Consider the following 17335-nt stretch of genomic DNA (forward strand, 5'->3'; position numbering starts at 1 on the left):
CCCCATCCCCCGTGGTACAATGATTGCGATTAGGGATTCAAAGATTTAATTGCTGTTTCTGTGCCTGAACTTACCGATCTCGAACAACTCTCTACTGCCCTCTCGTCGCCGAACGGGAAAACCCAACTGAAAACCCTTGAGACTCTCAGCACTTTGGGGAGTTCAGGGGAACAGGTGCTGATGGATTTTTTGGCGAAGAGCGATCGCCACCATCCCACTTGGCCACAGGGAACGGCATTCCTAAAGCTCAGAGCATCTGATTCTTCTGTGGTACAAGAGTTTCTCAATCGTGAGTTTCCCCAAGGAATGGTTCCCTTAAATACCGATCGCGACATTGATTACAGCCCTCTACAAGACCTGTTAATCGAGCAGAAGTGGCAAGAGGCCGATCGCCTGACGCTCCTGAAAATGTGTGAACTCGCAGGAGAAAGTGCCATGACTCGGAAGTGGCTGTATTTCTCCGAAGTGAACCAATTTCCCCGAACCGATTTACACACGATTAATACCCTGTGGCTCGTGTATTCCGAAGGTAAATTTGGATTCTCCATTCAACGGGAGATCTGGTTATCCTTGGGCAAAAACTGGGAAAAACTCTGGCCGAAAATTCAATGGCGTACGGGTAAAACTTGGACGCGGTATCCGGGTGGCTTTATCTGGGATTTGACCGCTCCCAAGGGACATTTACCCCTGACGAACCAACTGCGAGGGGTTCGGGTGATGGATTCACTCCTTTCCCATCCCGCTTGGACAGATTAACAGTAGGGAGAGGTGGATTCTTATGCTACCTTGATTGGTAAACAGATCAGAGATCTGATTGTTGTATTAGTGAAGTAAATCGATGATCCAATTGAGAATAAAATCACTCGCCTTGGGTACAATGTTAGCAGGGTTGCTCTTGGGGGTAATGGCCTGTAACACCACTCCTACTAATGATACGACCGCAGAAGGCTCAGGTAACTTACCTGGAGAAGGTATAACCATAACCCCTGCCCATACTAGCTTGCTTGAAGAGCGCTTTCAAACTCTAATTATCAATAGAGCCTTAGAGGAATTGGGATATGAGACAGAAACAGCAAAAGAACTCACCTACCCCACCCTGTATACAGCGATCAGCAACGGAGATATACAGTACACCGCTGTGAACTGGGACAGATTACACAACGACTTTTACCAAAATAGTGGTGGAGATGAACAATTATCCCAAGTTGGAGTCCTAACCCCTACGGTGTTACAAGGATACCAAGTTGATAAGAAAACAGCTGATGAATATAACATTACCAATTTAGAGCAGCTCAAAGACCCCGAAATTGCCCAACTCTTTGATACCGATGGTAATGGAAAAGCCAATTTGACTGGATGCGATCCCGGTTGGGGTTGCGAGTTGGTGATCGAACACCATTTAGATGCTTATGGTTTACGCGATACCGTTGAACACGATCAGGGTCAGTATTCGGCCTTGATTGCTGATACCATGGTTCGCTATAAAGAAGAGAAACCTATTTTCTTCTATACTTGGACTCCCTATTGGGTGGGCGGTGTATTAAAACCCGGTGAAGAGACCATTTGGCTGGAAGTTCCTTATACCGATCTACCCGAAGCACAAGGGGAGGTGTCTGAAGCTGATACCACAGCCAATGGAAAAAATCTTGGTTTTGTAGTTGATCGCATTATGGTTGCTGCTAATCAACAGTTTCTGGAGGACAATCCTGCTGCTAAAAAGCTCTTTGAAGTGGTGGAAATTCCCCTTGACGATATTAATGCTCAAAACCTGCTAATGCAAGAGGGAGAAAATACCCCCGAAGATATCGATCGCCATGTGAATCAGTGGATTGCCGACAATCAAGAGTCATTTGATAGTTGGGTAGAACAAGCGATGCAAGCTCAATCTTAATCCTATTTTCTTTCAGCTTGCCATCCATACTTTGGTAGACAAGGGTCTAGCGACCCTTGTTTTATCGAGAATTATCAGCAAAAAGAAAAGGAATGAGTGTTGATTGTGCAGGTGACGAGGGTTGATGGTTTTACCAGAATTCATATCCTCTGGCCTGTTTTTTGAGTCTAGTCTTAATCGGTAAACAGAGCAGAGATCTGATTATTGTGTTAGTGAAGTAAATCGATGATCCAATTGAGAATAAAATCGCTCACCTTCGGTACAATGTTAGCTGGCTTGCTCTTGGGGGCGATCGCCTGTAACAATACCTCTGGTGGCAATAATACTACAGAACCTTCTGGCGACTTACCTGGGGAAGGAGTAACAGTAATCTCCGCCCATAGTAACTTGCTAGAAGCGCGGTTTCATACTGAAATTGTCAACAAAGCCTTAGACCAATTGGGATACGAGACTGAAATTCCCAAAGAACTTACCTTTCCAACCCTCTATGTAGCGATCGGCAGCGGAGATATACAGTACACTGCTGTAAATTGGGAAAGGCTACACACTGAATTTTATGAAAATGGGGGTGGGGATGAAAAATTAGCCCAAATTGGAGTCCTAACCCCTGCGGTATCACAAGGATACCAAATCGATAAGAAAACTGCCGATGAATATAACATTACCAGTTTAGAACAGCTCAAAGACCCTAAAATTGCCCAACTCTTTGATACCGATGGTAATGGAAAAGCGAATTTAACGGGATGCGATCCCGGTTGGGGGTGTGAGTTGGTAATCGAACATCATTTAGATGCTTATGGTTTGTGGGATACTATTGAACACAATCAGGGTCAGTATTCTGCCTTGATTGCCGATACTATAGTTCGCTACAAAGAAGGAGAACCCGTTCTCTTTTACACTTGGACTCCTCACTGGGTTGGTGGTGTATTGAAACCAGGTGAAGAAACCATTTGGATGGAAGTACCCTATACAGCTCTGCCAGAAGCACAAGGGGAGGCCTCCGAAGCTGATACCACAGCTCATGGAAAAAATCTCGGTTTTGTTGTCGATCGCATGAGGATTGCCGCAAACAAAGCGTTTGTGGAAGCCAATCCTGCTGCGAAAAAGCTCTTTGAAGTGGTGGAAATTCCCATTGACGATATTAATGCTCAAAACCTGCTCATGCAAGAGGGAGAAAATACACCCGAAGATATCGATCGCCACGTTAATCAGTGGATTGCCGACAATCAAGAGTTATTTGATAGTTGGGTAGAACAAGCGATGGACGTTGAATCTTATAGCAGTGAAAGACTTGATTAGGACAGTGAGGTTATGGTTTGAGGCAAGAGGCACGAATCGCAAGAGAAAATGTCCTAACTCTCCCTTTCTCTGCTATGATACCCATTTTCTTTCAGCTTGCCATCGATCCATACTTGGGTAGACAAGGGGCTGGAGACCCCTTGTTGAGTCGAGCATTATCAACGAAAAGAAAGAGGATTAGTGTTTATTGTGCAGGTGACGATGGTTGGTTGTTTTACCAGAATTCATCTCTTCTGGTAGGTCTTTTGAGTCCAGTGTATTGTTGTCCGTTACGGCGATCGCAATCAAGGGGCTGATCGCGGCTTGTCTTAGTCCTTGACGAACCAGTTCATTTAAATACCGCTGTTGCAACTTGTACCATTCTTTCCAGCATTCGTAACGCTGTTTAGTCAACAGCTTAGTCAATCCAGGCCCTTCCTGTCTCCAGTTAGAAGGTAGAACTTCATCCAAAAAAGCTTCCAATACCAAAGTATCTTGAATCGTGCCTAAGACTTCCTGAATTTGCTTAATCTCCTGCACATATTCTTGATAAACCGGCCCATAATGCTGTCTAAACAAGCTCATTTGATAGCGTACCCGTTTCGCTTGTTTGCGCAGATCGTGTAATGCTTCGCCCTGTTCTGAAATCTGGGCTTCAGCCCCCTTGAGAGTTAACCGAGTTTGCCGCTTGATTTTCTCTCCATCTACAGTTACCCCAACCCACCAAGCTGGATGCAGCAATAATTGATTAATGTAAGGTAACAAGAGATCGGGTAATACACTATTAACCGGTAGTTCTGCCCAATTCTGATAGTGCGGCTCTTCCAACCATGTGTTTACCGACTGCTTAAAGTTCTTATACGTCTTACCCTTGAGGAAGTTTTTCACGGTTTTGAAAACTTTAGAGCGTCGTTTGGATAATTTTTGCAAGGCTTTCTCTAATAAGGGTTGCTCCTTAGCTTTTACTTGGGGTTGATACTCTTGCAGAGCTTCTTGCAGCACATCTAAATCTCGCAACTCTCCCAGGATTCTTGCCATTTTACCAATCCGCTTGTTACTCATCTGGGGGGGTAAGTCTAAAATGGGGGCAAAACCGGTAACTGCACTGCGTAACCGGCGCATTCCAACCCGCATCTGATGTAAATCTTCCGGATCTTGGTCAGCTAAAACCTTCTGTTCATAAGCAATCGCTTTGTGGAAATACTTTTCCATGCCCAGATAAGCCCAATCTCTTAACTGTTGCGTTTGAGAGTGTCGCTGTTGAATCATCGTCTGTGCCCCTTACAATCAAATGAATCGCTCTAGCTGTTTAGGATATTTAGCTAAGAAGATCTAGGATAACCGACTTACACTCTCCTAGTAATTTGAATTATCAAAACTTCACAACTCTAAACTGTATCCGTTAGTACAGATCATTGCCTTCTGCTTTCAAACTGACTCACCCATGGCGATCGCCCAATTGATCGACACAAGCAAGCCTTGACCCATCCATCTATTGAAATTGGTCTCTAAGCCCTATATACTAAACTATAGATCAACCTTTTCTCAATTTACAGATTATTATGCCTCTCTACGATTATTTCTGCCCTAGTAATAATCGCCAGGTGGAAGTTTTTCATTCCCTCAATCAGACCATCGACACTTGGGGAAAACTGTGTGAATTAGCCCATATTGATCCTGAATGCACCCCCTTAGATGCACCGGTGCGTCGTTTAGTGAGCGCGCCTATGCTCAGTATTCCCACAAGCAATAATGATTACAAAAATTTAGGGTTTAGTAAATTAGTCAAGCGGGATGACGGCGTTTATGAAAACGTCACGGCAAAAGACGGAGAAGACCCCATTTACTATCGAAATCAAAGCTCTACCCATGGTGCTGACTCGAGTAGCTAATTCCCCTTCAGCTTAAACCATCCCTTCAATGAAGCCTTGATAGAATCACGCAAGTAACTTAACCCATTACCCAGAAAGAACCGTTATTTAACAAGGGGCTTCAGCCCCTTGTTAAGCGGAGTGTCACCAAGACAAAAAGCATTTACATGGGAGGGGCTGTTTTCGTGCCTAAATGGATAGACTTATCTGCACCCCGATAAGCATAATCAATGCCTAATTCTTTACAGAAATCTGCCAAGATGACATAAGTAGAACGCTTTAATAAAACTCCTTGCACAAAGGGTTGCACAGGGAAATCTTGGTCACCAATGGCATTTCCATTCACATCCAAGGGACGATTTAGGTAAATGTCAACATTGGGAAAATTGGGAATAATAGGAGCATCGGTCATATACTGAGGTTTGTATTTATCCGAAAGTAGGTTAATAAACCGGATGTCCCCGCTTTGGACTGTACCAATTCTGATTTGGAAGGGTGAGGTTAAATCTAATAACCGAGCATAACACCGGTTATCAGACAGGATATATCCTGTAGAAATTACTCGACCCCCAAAGAAGAGCCGACATTCTGTTTCTTGTTGATAATTTTCGATCTTTTGTAAGTCCGGATCGGCAGCAGCTTGCATGAAATTACGGATTTTATCTCGAAGGATATCACCCCCTACACCACCGCGATCGGAAGATTTCAGTTGCCACCAGTCCCAGCGCTCTGCTGTTCCTCCAGGCCATCCATCATGCCAACTAATGGGGCCATAATTATCATGGGGGAGACCATAATATCTAGCTGTACCAAAAGAAACTCCTGTACCTCGCCAAGCTTGCCACTTGGAGAAATCCCGATTGGCGGCTGCTTCTGCATGAGTCATGACAGTAGAGATGGTAATATCGTTGGTACCCCAACCCAAATCTAGGGCTAGGGATGCAACTTCTTTACACATATTGTCAATCTGAATATTAGTAGGAGGATAATCTCGCCAAGCCACTCCTCCCATACAAGAGCAACAGATACTAACCGAATTAGCATTGCGGGCATAAGTATGAGTCCGCAACATTTGGTCATAGCCGGTGTGCCGTTTAACCGTGCCATCACTCATGACTATAGTATGGTAATGACCAGGAGTTGCCCAGTTATAGTGAGTTCCACTCCAGTGTAAATAGATTTTCCGAATGATTTGACCCATAAACTTGCCTGATCCTAAGATATCGACCTCATTATATTTCAGGGATTTCGTCTAGAATATTAAAGTTGGGCAAAAAAGAAGCTTTCTTTAAAAAGAGCGATCGCCTCGATCCGCAATTTAACCTAGTTCGTGACCCCTCTCCCTGACCCACAAAATCCCCAAGATCGAGTAAAAGTCCTCTCCCCAAACCGGTTCAGAATGCACCATAATAGGAAACAGAACTGGCCAAGGTTTTGGCTAACTCCACCCTTCACCCTATAACTGAATAAAACCTCCTACCACCATGACTGCCATCGTGCATTCCCTCTTTGATGCCCTCGCTCCTGAACCTTCTGAAGACTCCTTATCTGCCAGTACCCTAAAACTCGCTGTTGGAGATGCCCGTGAAGTCCTTGAACAACAACGACAGAAAAACCAAACCCTAACCACTAAACTCAATATATTATTTGTAACGAATGGAGCCTTGCTAACCAGTTTAACCCTATCTCGGTTGGTGCTAGTACCTAACCTGATCACAGTTGCTGAGTTGCTGGGCTTTCTTGTAAACTTTACATTGCTGATTTCGGCATTTCTCCCTCGGCAAATGGCAGTCAGCCCCAATTTAGGCGATCGCAAATTCCTCGAAACTTACCTCTCCCTCTCACCGGAGGAGTATCAACTCCAAATGTTGGTTAACTGGTCAGAAGCCTATAATGCCAATAAACAACGCCTTGATGATATCTCCCAATCCCTCTCCTATGCTGCTTATGCGACTTGGATGTTGGCGCTGGTGATTCTGACAGATATGGTAGTGGCTAACTTCTGTCCAGGGATGGCTTGTTTCCCTACTGTTTTGACTTACTTTGCCCTATGAGTTCCACTGCGGACAATCCCAATCCTCCCAAAAAGAAAGTCAACCTGCCGGAACCGGATCAGGATAATATTACGGTACTAACCAATAAGTTGCCCAAAAGGCCAATTTTGCCGTGGAACCGTTACGATTCTCCTTGGCACGATCCAGAAAAGAAAGGTTCTTTGAAAGAAGAAGAGTCTAAAATAGCACCGAATGTAGAATATGAAGAGGCTGAAACTCCAGAAGAAACGCAAAAAGGAAATACAATTCCCTTTAAGCGCCATCAAGGATAGGTGTACTGATTACCAATTGCCCGTTACCATAATTCTAATTGTCCTGGGGGAACATTCCCTCGGCGGTTTCGGTGGTATCCCAAGTGGCAACCGGTGCAGACAGCGACTAGATTTTCTAATCGATTGTCTTCTGGCCGAAAATTACGATACTCAGGCTAGCTTCCTACAATTCAACATTATTTAACTGTGCAGCAGCTAAGTTGGATTGCATTAAGTTAGCTTCCCTCAGTTTTGCTTCTTTGAAGTTCGCTCCGACTAAGTTGGCACCACTTAAGTCTGTTTCATATAACTCAGCTTCGCTCAAATTAATTCCCGGTAATTGTTGCCTTTCGCTCTCGCTCATCTGTTCCAGCTCTTCCTAAGTCCCTTGAAAGTCGCTCAGATTATATAGCGCTTCGCGCTAGGGAATAGGCAATAGGGAATAGGCAATAGCTTGTATGGCTTAGGTTCTAAGGCTTCAAGCTGTACCTCATAGAAGAGAGAAACGCTATAGTCATTCCAATTAAGTTCCGTACAGTTTAACGATCTCATCAAGAGTCGTACCAGGCTGGGCATAAATCCTCTGCTTTTTGAGAATGGCGAAATCTTCTTCTTCAGCAAAAGTAACTCTCTTCTGTCAAACTGGGAAAACACTTGTCCTTAGTGAATTCTAGAACTCTTGCAGTATCGGCGATCGCGGAAGATGATAATTTTCCCTTATCACTCCCACAGAGTTCTTTGTTTTTTTATGCACCAAGACTATTATTTTTTATTTTTCAAAACTGCTGATGGTGATAATCCTCCTGTTTATTCTTATCAAGAGCATCAATCACGTAATTCTTTTAAACTGGAATACTGGAGTTATACAAATTTCTTAATCGATTACCTAAAAAAAGAAGCAGCTTGGCGTAAGAAATGGAAAATTTAAGGAAGGTGGGGTATAGGACTTTTAATGGGTTTGTGAACGATAAAGTTCGTTCTCTCCCTTAGTAAGTAGAAATGGATAGAATCGCAGATGGAAGAACATTCTTTGGGCTTAAAGTTGGTGATTATGTATAAAGGGTTTCTCGCAGCAGTAATGGCTGTTTTAGCGATCGCCTCGGCTTGGAGTTGGAGAAATTATGAGGCGATCCCACAGTGGGCAGAAGGCTACTTGGTTAATGGAGAATACAGCACCATTGAATGGATTGTTCATTACATCCTCCATCATCAAGTGTCCGAACTGCAATTGATTGCCAGAATAGCTAGTGTTTATGCCCTAGGATTAGGAACAGCAACCCTAGGGTTATGGTATGGAAAATCCTGGGGAAATTTTCTTGTTACCCTATTAGCTGGGTTACCTCTACCGGTGGAAGTTTGGCAATCGATTCACCATCCTTCAGCCAATCATGTCATCCTTTTAGGGTTGAATTTGTTGGTCTTTTTCTATTTGCTCAATCATCTCCAGCAGCAACAGAAAATGGCCAAATTGTCCTGATCTCTATAGCAGAGAAAGGGAGAGTTAGGACATTTTCTCTTGCGATTCGTGCCTGTTGCTAGAGTGCCTTAAACCATCACCTAACTGTCCTAACCAACTCCTTTTCTGCTATAGCAGAGAAGGAGTTGGTTATACCATTTCTCATTACATCACAAACCGCTGTAAGCACTCTAGCAATAACTATTGTTCTATCGTGCCACCCTAGAAAAGGGTTCCCAGCCCCTCGCGTCTTTAAATATCAGTAGTGTGCTACAAAATACTTTTGAAAAACGCTAAGGTCTCTTTCAGAGCAACAATAAAGCGATCGATTTCTGCAAATGTATTGTAGAAATATAAACTCGCTCTAGCGCTGGAATTAATCCCTAAAATCCGGTGTAAGGGCTGGGTGCAATGGTGTCCGGTACGAATCGCTACACCCGATTGATCCAAGAGGGAGGAGATATCATTGACGTGAATATCACCCGTGGTAAAAGTGGCGAGGGTGGCTCTAACAGTCTTCTGGCTGGGTCTTGGCCCGTAAATTCTCATGTCGGGAACTTGCAGGAGTTGCTCAAACAGATAGTCGGTTAGTTCCAATTCATAGGCGTGGATTTTGTCTAATCCAATACCGGTTAAATAATCGACGGCTGCACCCAGGGCGATCGCCTCGGCAATGGCAGGGGTTCCGGCTTCAAATTTATGGGGCAGTTCGGCATAGGTGGCGCGATCGAGAAATACTTCAGCAATCATTTCCCCACCCCCCAAAAAGGGTGGCATCGCTTCAAGTAATTCTAATTTGCCATACAAGAACCCAATGCCAGTAGGACCGCACATTTTATGACCAGAAGCCACTAACCAATCACAGTCAATGGCTTGAACATCTAACTTTAAATGGGGGGCACTTTGGCAGGCATCAATTAAAACTTTTGCGCCGACTTTATGGGCTTCCTGCACGATGTCTTCCACTGGATTAATACAGCCCAATGTATTAGAACCATGGACAACTGTAACTAATTTGGTTTGGGGACTGAGCAAGGACTTAAACTGCTCAAAATTGAATTCTTCCGTGTCTGTTAGCTCGACAAACTTTAGGACTGCTCCGGTTTTCTGGGCAATCATTTGCCAAGGCACTAAATTACTATGATGCTCCATCACCGAAGTAATGATTTCATCCCCCGGTTTTAAGGTATTTAATCCCCAAGCATAGGCAATGAGATTAACGGCTTCACTGGCATTCCGGGTAAAGACGATTTCATTACGCGATCGCGCATTCACAAACCCTGCAACCTTATCCCTAGCGCCTTCATAGGCTTCCGTAGCGCGACAACTGAGTAAATGCACGCCCCGATGCACATTGGCATTATCTCGCTGGTAATAGTGCTGTAAAGTCTCTAAAACAACCCTGGGTTTTTGGGAAGTTGCCGCATTATCCAAATACACTAAAGGATGTCCGTGAGCTTCCTGATGAAGAATCGGAAAATCATCTCGGACAAGGGCAGCTAGGGGTTTGGGCTGGGTAAACGTCATCATAGGGTTATGAATAGAGAATGATTAGGGAAAGTTTGGGGGATGGGGAGATAGGGAGATGGGGGGATAGAGATGTTTTATTTCCCCCCTTTTTTTAGGTTGGCTCACACAGATCAAAAATGAGTCCGGCACGAGAGACACTGAGCCAGGGTAGTTTGCAAGGAAGTTAGGGGAATACGAGATAAAATATCATTGGCAAAGGCATCAATTAACAAATGACGACTCGCTTCTTGAGATAAGCCCCGACTTTGTAAATAAAAGACCTCTTCCTCTTCTAACTGACTTACCGTTGCCCCATGGGAGCATTTGACATTATCGGCGGTAATTTGCAGTTGAGGTTTGGTGTCTACTTTTGCTTTGTCTGACAAAATTAAATTGCGATTGAGCTGCTGGGCATGGGTTAACTGAGCAGCTTTAGGCACAAAAACTTTGCCATTGAAAATAGCATGGGCATTCCGATCCACAATACATTTATGCAGTTGGTTGCTGCTGCCATTGGGATACAAATGATTAATACTACTATGGGTATCAGAGCATTGTTTGCCGGTGATTTCAGTTAAGCCATTGAGAGTCGTTTGGGTTCCTTCTCCCTGCTGGATCGCATCAATGGTGTGACGGGATAAACCCGCTCCTAGACTAATGCCATTCAGGGTATATCGACTGTCGCGGTTTTGGCAAATTGCGGTTTTGCTGATGTGGATACTTTGCTGTCCTTCTTGCTGAATGCGAGTATGGTTAACCTGGGCGTTATCCTCTAACCAAACTTCCGTAACTGCATTACTGAAATAGGGGGTAATTCCGGGAGCGGCGGGACAACTGCTAATGGTAACATACTGTTCAACTAAGGTAACAGAACTGTTCGCTCCAGCAACCACTAAAGTCCGAGGACTGGCAAGTGCCGGTTCCCCATTCTCCGCCGATAAAAACAGCACATGAATCGGCGTTTCGACAACCTGATTGGCTGGTATCCAAACCAGCGCCCCATCCTGTAAGCTGGCGCTATTTAGGGCAGTAAACACCTCTTGAGTCCCCGGTTGTTTGCCTAAATAGGGATTGAGTTTAGCTTCCGGAACCACCCCTGATAAGAGATGGGTGACGGTTTCTAAATTCACGCCAGAGAGATCCGAGAGATCGGGAGAATACACCCCATTGACGAATACCAGACGACTGTTTGCTGCCTCGGGTAGGATAAAGGGCGTAATATCAATCTTGAGGGTTTCCTCCGGAAAAGTAGCGGGTTGGAAATTCACCCCCAAGAGGCGAGAAATATCTGTAAACCGCCATTCCTCATCCTGGGAGCTGGGGAACTGAAGTTCCGAGGCGATCGCCGCTCCATATTCCCGTACTGCTTGAATTAAAGACACCAGAGCTGGATCGAGTTGCGGGCGATCGAACCCTAGACGAGTGTTCAGAAGCTGTTGTACGGCTTGAAACCGGGGACTTTCCCGATTCAGATCCATGGAGGCGATCGCCCCAACTGAAAGCGTATTCATCCTATTTCACCCCCTGTAATGCTTCCTCTAGAATCCAGTCATATCCCCTAGATTCAAGTTCTAAAGCCAACTCCTTATCCCCCGTGCGTAAAATTCGGCCATCTGCCATAACATGCACATAATCGGGGACAATATAATTCAACAACCGTTGATAGTGGGTAATCATCAATACCGCATTATCCGGGCGCGTCAACTGATTTACCCCATTGGCGACAATTTTCAGCGCATCAATATCCAAGCCTGAATCCGTTTCATCTAAAATCGACAATGTCGGTTCTAGAAGGGCCATTTGCAGAATTTCATTCCGCTTTTTCTCCCCTCCAGAAAACCCTTCATTCACACTGCGATCTAAAAATGCCGCATCCATTTTTACGACTTCTAACTTCTCTTCTACCAAATCTTGGAAGTCGAACGTATCCAACTCTTCCAAACCCTCTTGTTTGCGTTTGGAATTATAGGCAACGCGCAAAAAGTCTAAATTACTTACACCTGGAATTTCCAAGGGATACTGGAATGCCAGAAACACCCCAGAAGTTGCCCGGTCTTCTGGTTCCATTTCCAACAAATTCTCACCTTTATAAATTACCTCGCCACCCGTGACTTCATAGGCAGGATGACCGGCAAGAATCTTAGAAAACGTACTTTTCCCAGACCCATTGGGTCCCATAATCGCATGGATTTCTCCGGCATTAATTTCCAGATTTAACCCTTTGAGAATCGATTGTCCCGCCACGTTAGCGGTGAGGTTGCGTACTGATAAAATGCTCATCTTTAACCCACTGTTCCTTCTAGTTTCAAACTCAATAACTTATCCGCTTCTACCGCAAATTCCATCGGCAGTTGATTAAACACATCCTTACAGAAGCCACTAATCATCATCGAGACAGCATCTTCGGCAGAAATTCCCCGTTGGGCAAAATAAAAGAGTTGGTCTTCCCCAATTTTGGAAGTCGAGGCTTCATGCTCCACTTTTCCAGAATTATTCTGCACCTGGATATAGGGGAATGTATTGGCTTCGGCATTATCTCCAATTAGCATGGAATCACATTGGGAATAGTTTCTCGCCCCTTCTGCCTTGGGGTTAACCTTGACCAAACCCCGATAACTGTTGGCAGAACCACCGGCAGAAATTCCTTTAGAAATAATCCGGCTGCGAGTGTTTTTGCCCACATGAACCATCTTGGTTCCCGTATCTGCTTGCTGCTTATTGTTGGTGAGAGCAACCGAGTAAAATTCGCCCACGGAATTATCGCCGACTAACACGCAACTGGGATATTTCCAGGTAATTGCAGAACCGGTTTCCACTTGAGTCCAGGAAATTTTAGAATTGACTCCTTTACAAATTCCTCGTTTGGTCACGAAGTTATAAATTCCACCTTTGCCATTTTCGTCTCCTGCATACCAGTTTTGTACGGTGGAATATTTAATATCGGCATTATCTAAAGCGACCAATTCCACAACTGCCGCGTGCAGTTGGTTCGTGTCGTACATCGGAGCTGTACAGCCTTCCAGGTAGGAGACCTGAGACCCTTCATCAGCTACAATTAAGGTGCGCTCAAATTGTCCGGTATCTCCACTGTTAATCCGGAAATAGGTGGACAGTTCCATAGGGCATTGGGTGTTTTTGGGAATATACACAAAGGAACCGTCACTAAATACGGCACTGTTGAGAGCCGCAAAGTAATTGTCTCCGACAGGAACTACACTACCGAGATATTTTTCTACCAGTTCGGGATAGTCATGAACGGCTTCGGAAATGGAGCAGAAAATCACGCCTTCTTGGGCGAGTTTTTCCCGGAAAGTTGTAGCAATAGAAACGCTATCAAAAACGGCATCAACGGCAACGTTAGAGAGTCGTTTTTGTTCGGACAAGGGAATACCGAGTTTCTCGAAGGTTTCTAGGAGAGCGGGGTCAACTTCATCGAGACTTTTCTTTTTATCTTGCTGTTTCGGAGCCGAATAATAGCTAATATTTTGGTAGTCGATGGGGGGATATTGAAGATGGGGCCATGTGGGTTCCTTCATCTCTAACCATCGACGGTAGGCTTTGAGACGGAAGTTGAGCATGAATTCCGGTTCATTTTTCTTGGCGGAAATCAGGCGGACTACGTCTTCGTTTAAGCCGTTGGGGATTTTGTCGGTTTCAATGTCGGTGATGAAACCATATTTGTAGGGTTGGTTGACTAGAGTTTTAACGCTAGTGGACATGGTGGGTGTTCTCTACTGACTGGTGGGACAAGGCTGGGTCTATTAGACTTCTTGCAGAAGGTGAGGGAATAGGAATAAAAATGCAAGATTACTCCATTACTATTTATTTTCTACCCACTTATGCAAGAGGTCTATTCCTTGATGAGCTTAGGATGTGGTGACGGTGTTGGTCGTACCGCGAATTTGATCGATGCTGATATTTCTTTCTGTGCCAACAAAGGGATTATCTTCGGTGAGGAAAAGCATACAGTGGCATTCTTTGCGCTCGCGCATGGGGACGCAAGGGCAGTTCCAGTAAGCAGCTTTGGCTTCGGCTTCTTTGTCTTCATAGTGACGACAGGGGCATAGGGGAGCGCCAAGTTCGTCTTTGTGTTTGGCGAGTCCTTCGATGACGACGGCTGTGATGCTCAGATCGGAACAAAAGTAAGTGCCGGTATTGTCCGCATATTTTTCGGAAAATTTCCGCATCGCTTCTAGACTATGCTCTGTGGCTTGTTGGGGTTGGGATGATAGGGTCATGGGCAAATTTTTAATGAACGAACAGAATTAAACTGAGTATAATGGGTTTAAACAACTTGATTGTTGCTTTACTTATGAGTTTAGCGTAGTTTAGCAACAAGTTTGTTGTCAAATTCTAATTTTGGCATCATGTGTACGCTGTAGTGGTGATTAAGTTTTGTGATGATCATGGGAATCGCTCACCAAATCTCGACGAAACGGACCATTCTGGAGTACCTACTCAAGGATGGTCGAGCAACAGCTTTGGGCTTGGCCGAGGCTTTGGGGGTTAGTCCCCAAGCGATTCGGCGACACCTGAAGGACTTGGAAGGGGAGGAGTTGATTGAGTATGAGGTTGTGCATGGGGATAAGGAGGGACATTCTTCGATGGGACGGCCCCAACATTGGTATTCCTTGAGTCGAAAGGGTCGCGATCGCTTCCCCAATAATCACGGTGAGTTTGCTGTGGCTCTTCTGGATACTTTAGCGGAAACGGTGGGCAAAGACCAAGTGGGGTCTATTTTGCAGAAACAATGGCAACGTAAAGCGCAAGTTTACCGCGATCGCCTCAGAAATGGCACGATCGCCGAACGAGTGGAGAAGTTGGTGGAACTCCGACAGCAAGAAGGCTATATGGCCCAATGGTATGCTGTAGAACCGGATGCCCAGAATCCGAATGGGGCGACTCGATTTATGTTAACTGAACATCATTGTGCCATTGCGGATGTAGCAGAATCGTTTCCGACGGTCTGTGGCCATGAATTGGAGATGTTTTCGGATCTGTTTCCTGATTGTGAGGTGGAACGCACCCATTGGATTATTGATGGAGAACATCGCTGTGGTTATTTAATTGCACCGTTGATGAATACGGCTGAATCAGCTTAAGTTTGGGCGATCGTTCCAGAAAATTCAATTAAATAAACCTTACGTTTCTCAAGCTTCTGGGTTGGGTGGGAAAGAATAGTGTTGAATGCAAGCCTTTTTGATTTTTAATCGATTATGAATTCCCGCTTACCAGTCGAATTTCTCACTGAAGAAGAAGCGATGATGGTCGATTCAGCCTTATTATCGTCGGCTGATAAGTTTTCTACTCGACTAGCGATTTACGCCTGTCGCGCTCTGAGAGAGATTAGTCTACAGACTCATCAACCCGCAGAGTCGATTTCTGAGGAGGCGATCGCCGATTGGGTGAAACACGACCCCCATATTCAGAAGATTATCGATCTTGATGAGAGCTTTATCAATTTTTTTGCACGTTTGGTGAGTTCAGCACGGGTTCCCTTGAATGAAATTGCCCAGGAAATCCAAGTGAAGGTAACCGATTTAAAGGTGATCGATATTGTTTTCTGGTTTGAAAAAGACCGCCGCATTGAAGTCTAACCGCTCCCTGAGCGGAGCGCCGCACTGAGCGAAGCCGAAGTGTCGAAGGGAGCGCCTGCGTCTTCCTATTTCCTATCCCCTATTGCCCTAAACCGAGGGTCTTCAAAGAGGGCGATCGCCTGCTCTAAAGGAAGAGGTCGCGAAAAGAAATACCCTTGACCGTAAGTACAGCCAAAGGATTTTAGCGCTTGCAAATGCTCATCAGTCTCGATCCCTTCACCGACTACGGTCATGCCCAAGGTTTTGGATAAATCGACCATTGCTTGACAAATACTGCAACTTTTATTCTGCTCTTTCACATTCATTCCCTGGACAAATGACTTATCAATTTTTAGGCTATCGAGATGGTATTCATTCAGATATTGCAAACTAGAATATCCTGTGCCGAAATCATCTAAAACCAACGGAAATCCTAAAGCCTGGCATTGCTGCACCCAGGCAATTGCCCGTTCGCTATCAAATAAAGTCCGCTCTAAAATCTCTAGCTTCACTTGCTGATAATTGAGTCCATGTCTATCGGTACAATTGAGTAAAAACTCTAGAAAATTAGGTTCTTCAATTTGGCAATTGGCAATATTAAAACTCATGCTCACGGGATAGTTGACCCGTTTTTGAAGAGTCTTGAGTGCTTCTAATCCGGTTTCTATTACCCATTGACCAATGGGCACAATTAAAGAAGTCGATTCTGCCAACGGAATGAATTCATCTGGAGAAACAAATCCTCGGTTGGGACTCTGCCAGCGAATTAAGGCTTCAAAGCCGGTGATGGTGTGGGTTTCTAAATTAATGATGGGTTGATAAACTAGCTTAAATTGTTCTTCATCCAAGGCGGTTCGTAACTCATTTTCCATGCGGATTAAATCCACCGCTTCTGTGAGTCGAAAGGAGAGACCTTTTTGGGGATTGATGTTAGGGTAGAGTTGCTCTAGGAAAAATTTAGGTGCTAAAGCGTTAGTGCGCGATCGGAAATTTTGAGTTTCTGAGCGAAAATAGCGCATCACCATCAGCAGTAACATTCGCAACAAAGGATCGGCTTCTTGAATGCGTCGGTTAACCTGTTCCTTGGTGACGACTGTGAGAATGACATCGGTTAAAGCAGTAGCGGAAGCAGAGCGGGGTTGACCATCAATTAGGGCAATTTCACCAAACATGGAGCCGGGATTAAGATGATTGAGAACCCGACGTTTTTCTTCTACCTGAGTCCAGATTTCTACCTCTCCTTCTTCGATAATATAAGCGAAGTCTCCGCGATCGCCTTCATAAAAGATCGAGTCTCCGGACTGAATCCGGCGAGTTTGAAGCCGTTCGTAGAGTTTGGACTTCACGCTAAAGATCATGATGCTTCCCAAATATCGATCTGAGTTGGCTGGCAACTACTTCATAGATTATAACTACTCTCCTACTGTCTACAGAAATGTAGCAGGTCAC

General features: G+C 44.7%; 19 protein-coding genes. 10 read left to right on the forward strand and 9 right to left on the reverse strand.

Annotation, left to right across the window (positions count from 1 at the left end; translation table 11 throughout):
* Positions 1-60: 60 nt before the first annotated feature.
* The 3 genes from PN466_RS18475 (at position 61) to proX (PN466_RS18485) (ending at position 3190) form a co-directional block, all read left to right on the forward strand.
* Positions 61-756 (forward strand): GUN4 domain-containing protein, encoded by a 696-nt coding sequence (locus PN466_RS18475; RefSeq protein WP_271942167.1) that lies wholly within the window; start codon positions 61-63, stop codon positions 754-756.
* A 121-nt stretch (positions 757-877) separates the two neighbouring features.
* The gene (proX, locus tag PN466_RS18480) at positions 878-1891 is read left to right on the forward strand and encodes a glycine betaine/L-proline ABC transporter substrate-binding protein ProX (RefSeq protein WP_271942169.1); all 1014 of its coding nucleotides are present in this window, start codon (positions 878-880) and stop codon (positions 1889-1891) included.
* Positions 1892-2116: 225 nt separating this feature from the next.
* Positions 2117-3190 (forward strand): glycine betaine/L-proline ABC transporter substrate-binding protein ProX, encoded by a 1074-nt coding sequence (gene proX / locus PN466_RS18485; protein ID WP_271942172.1) that lies wholly within the window; start codon positions 2117-2119, stop codon positions 3188-3190.
* Positions 3191-3367: 177 nt separating this feature from the next.
* On the opposite strand, the gene PN466_RS18490 is transcribed toward proX (PN466_RS18485), so the two are convergent.
* Entirely contained in the window at positions 3368-4438 is a 1071-nt protein-coding gene (locus PN466_RS18490) for a CHAD domain-containing protein (protein ID WP_271942175.1), read from the reverse strand.
* A gap of 293 nt (positions 4439-4731) precedes the next feature.
* Here PN466_RS18490 and PN466_RS18495 point away from each other — a divergent pair, with 293 nt between their 5' ends.
* Positions 4732-5061: a zinc ribbon domain-containing protein gene (locus PN466_RS18495; protein WP_271942177.1), complete on the forward strand. Its 330-nt coding sequence runs from the start codon at positions 4732-4734 to the stop codon at positions 5059-5061.
* Positions 5062-5203: 142 nt separating this feature from the next.
* Here PN466_RS18495 and PN466_RS18500 read toward each other — a convergent pair whose 3' ends face one another.
* Positions 5204-6241, reverse strand: a complete 1038-nt coding sequence (locus PN466_RS18500; RefSeq protein ID WP_271942180.1) for an N-acetylmuramoyl-L-alanine amidase — start codon at positions 6239-6241, stop codon at positions 5204-5206.
* Positions 6242-6524: 283 nt separating this feature from the next.
* Between PN466_RS18500 and PN466_RS18505 the strand changes: the two genes are divergently transcribed.
* Positions 6525-7094 carry a hypothetical protein gene (locus PN466_RS18505; protein ID WP_271942183.1) on the forward strand — a complete coding sequence of 190 codons (570 nt, stop codon included), beginning with the start codon at positions 6525-6527 and terminating at the stop codon, positions 7092-7094.
* Complete coding sequence (locus PN466_RS18510) at positions 7091-7366, forward strand: hypothetical protein (protein WP_271942186.1); 276 nt, start codon at positions 7091-7093, stop codon at positions 7364-7366. The genes PN466_RS18505 and PN466_RS18510 overlap by 4 nt, the downstream gene beginning before the upstream one ends.
* Positions 7367-7529: 163 nt before the next feature.
* On the opposite strand, the gene PN466_RS18515 is transcribed toward PN466_RS18510, so the two are convergent.
* On the reverse strand, positions 7530-7709 hold the full coding sequence (locus tag PN466_RS18515) for a pentapeptide repeat-containing protein (RefSeq protein WP_271942188.1): 180 nt from the start codon (positions 7707-7709) through the stop codon (positions 7530-7532).
* Between the two features lie 384 nt (positions 7710-8093).
* On the opposite strand from PN466_RS18515, the gene PN466_RS18520 reads away from it, so the two are divergent.
* Positions 8094-8273 carry a hypothetical protein gene (locus tag PN466_RS18520; protein WP_271942190.1) on the forward strand — a complete coding sequence of 60 codons (180 nt, stop codon included), beginning with the start codon at positions 8094-8096 and terminating at the stop codon, positions 8271-8273.
* Between the two features lie 87 nt (positions 8274-8360).
* Positions 8361-8822, forward strand: a complete 462-nt coding sequence (locus tag PN466_RS18525) for a DUF2127 domain-containing protein (RefSeq protein ID WP_271942192.1) — start codon at positions 8361-8363, stop codon at positions 8820-8822.
* 249 nt (positions 8823-9071) lie between these two features.
* On the opposite strand, the gene PN466_RS18530 is transcribed toward PN466_RS18525, so the two are convergent.
* The 5 genes from PN466_RS18530 to PN466_RS18550 form a co-directional block, all read right to left on the reverse strand.
* A complete protein-coding gene (locus PN466_RS18530; protein ID WP_271942402.1) occupies positions 9072-10328 on the reverse strand; it encodes a SufS family cysteine desulfurase in 1257 nt (418 codons plus the stop codon).
* A 113-nt stretch (positions 10329-10441) separates the two neighbouring features.
* Complete coding sequence (sufD, locus tag PN466_RS18535; RefSeq protein ID WP_271942195.1) at positions 10442-11821, reverse strand: Fe-S cluster assembly protein SufD; 1380 nt, start codon at positions 11819-11821, stop codon at positions 10442-10444.
* A gap of 1 nt (position 11822) precedes the next feature.
* Entirely contained in the window at positions 11823-12590 is a 768-nt protein-coding gene (gene sufC, locus PN466_RS18540; protein WP_271942197.1) for a Fe-S cluster assembly ATPase SufC, read from the reverse strand.
* A 2-nt stretch (positions 12591-12592) separates the two neighbouring features.
* A complete protein-coding gene (gene sufB / locus PN466_RS18545; RefSeq protein ID WP_271942200.1) occupies positions 12593-14029 on the reverse strand; it encodes a Fe-S cluster assembly protein SufB in 1437 nt (478 codons plus the stop codon).
* A gap of 147 nt (positions 14030-14176) precedes the next feature.
* Complete coding sequence (locus PN466_RS18550) at positions 14177-14548, reverse strand: ferredoxin-thioredoxin reductase catalytic domain-containing protein (protein WP_271942203.1); 372 nt, start codon at positions 14546-14548, stop codon at positions 14177-14179.
* A gap of 168 nt (positions 14549-14716) precedes the next feature.
* Between PN466_RS18550 and sufR the strand changes: the two genes are divergently transcribed.
* On the forward strand, positions 14717-15412 hold the full coding sequence (gene sufR / locus PN466_RS18555; RefSeq protein ID WP_271942206.1) for an iron-sulfur cluster biosynthesis transcriptional regulator SufR: 696 nt from the start codon (positions 14717-14719) through the stop codon (positions 15410-15412).
* Between the two features lie 114 nt (positions 15413-15526).
* A complete protein-coding gene (locus PN466_RS18560; RefSeq protein WP_271942208.1) occupies positions 15527-15907 on the forward strand; it encodes a hypothetical protein in 381 nt (126 codons plus the stop codon).
* 65 nt (positions 15908-15972) lie between these two features.
* Here PN466_RS18560 and PN466_RS18565 read toward each other — a convergent pair whose 3' ends face one another.
* Entirely contained in the window at positions 15973-17244 is a 1272-nt protein-coding gene (locus tag PN466_RS18565) for an EAL domain-containing protein (RefSeq protein ID WP_271942211.1), read from the reverse strand.
* Positions 17245-17335 lie beyond the last annotated feature (91 nt).

Source organism: Roseofilum reptotaenium CS-1145, from assembly GCF_028330985.1.
In the GTDB taxonomy this organism is placed as follows: domain Bacteria; phylum Cyanobacteriota; class Cyanobacteriia; order Cyanobacteriales; family Desertifilaceae; genus Roseofilum; species Roseofilum reptotaenium.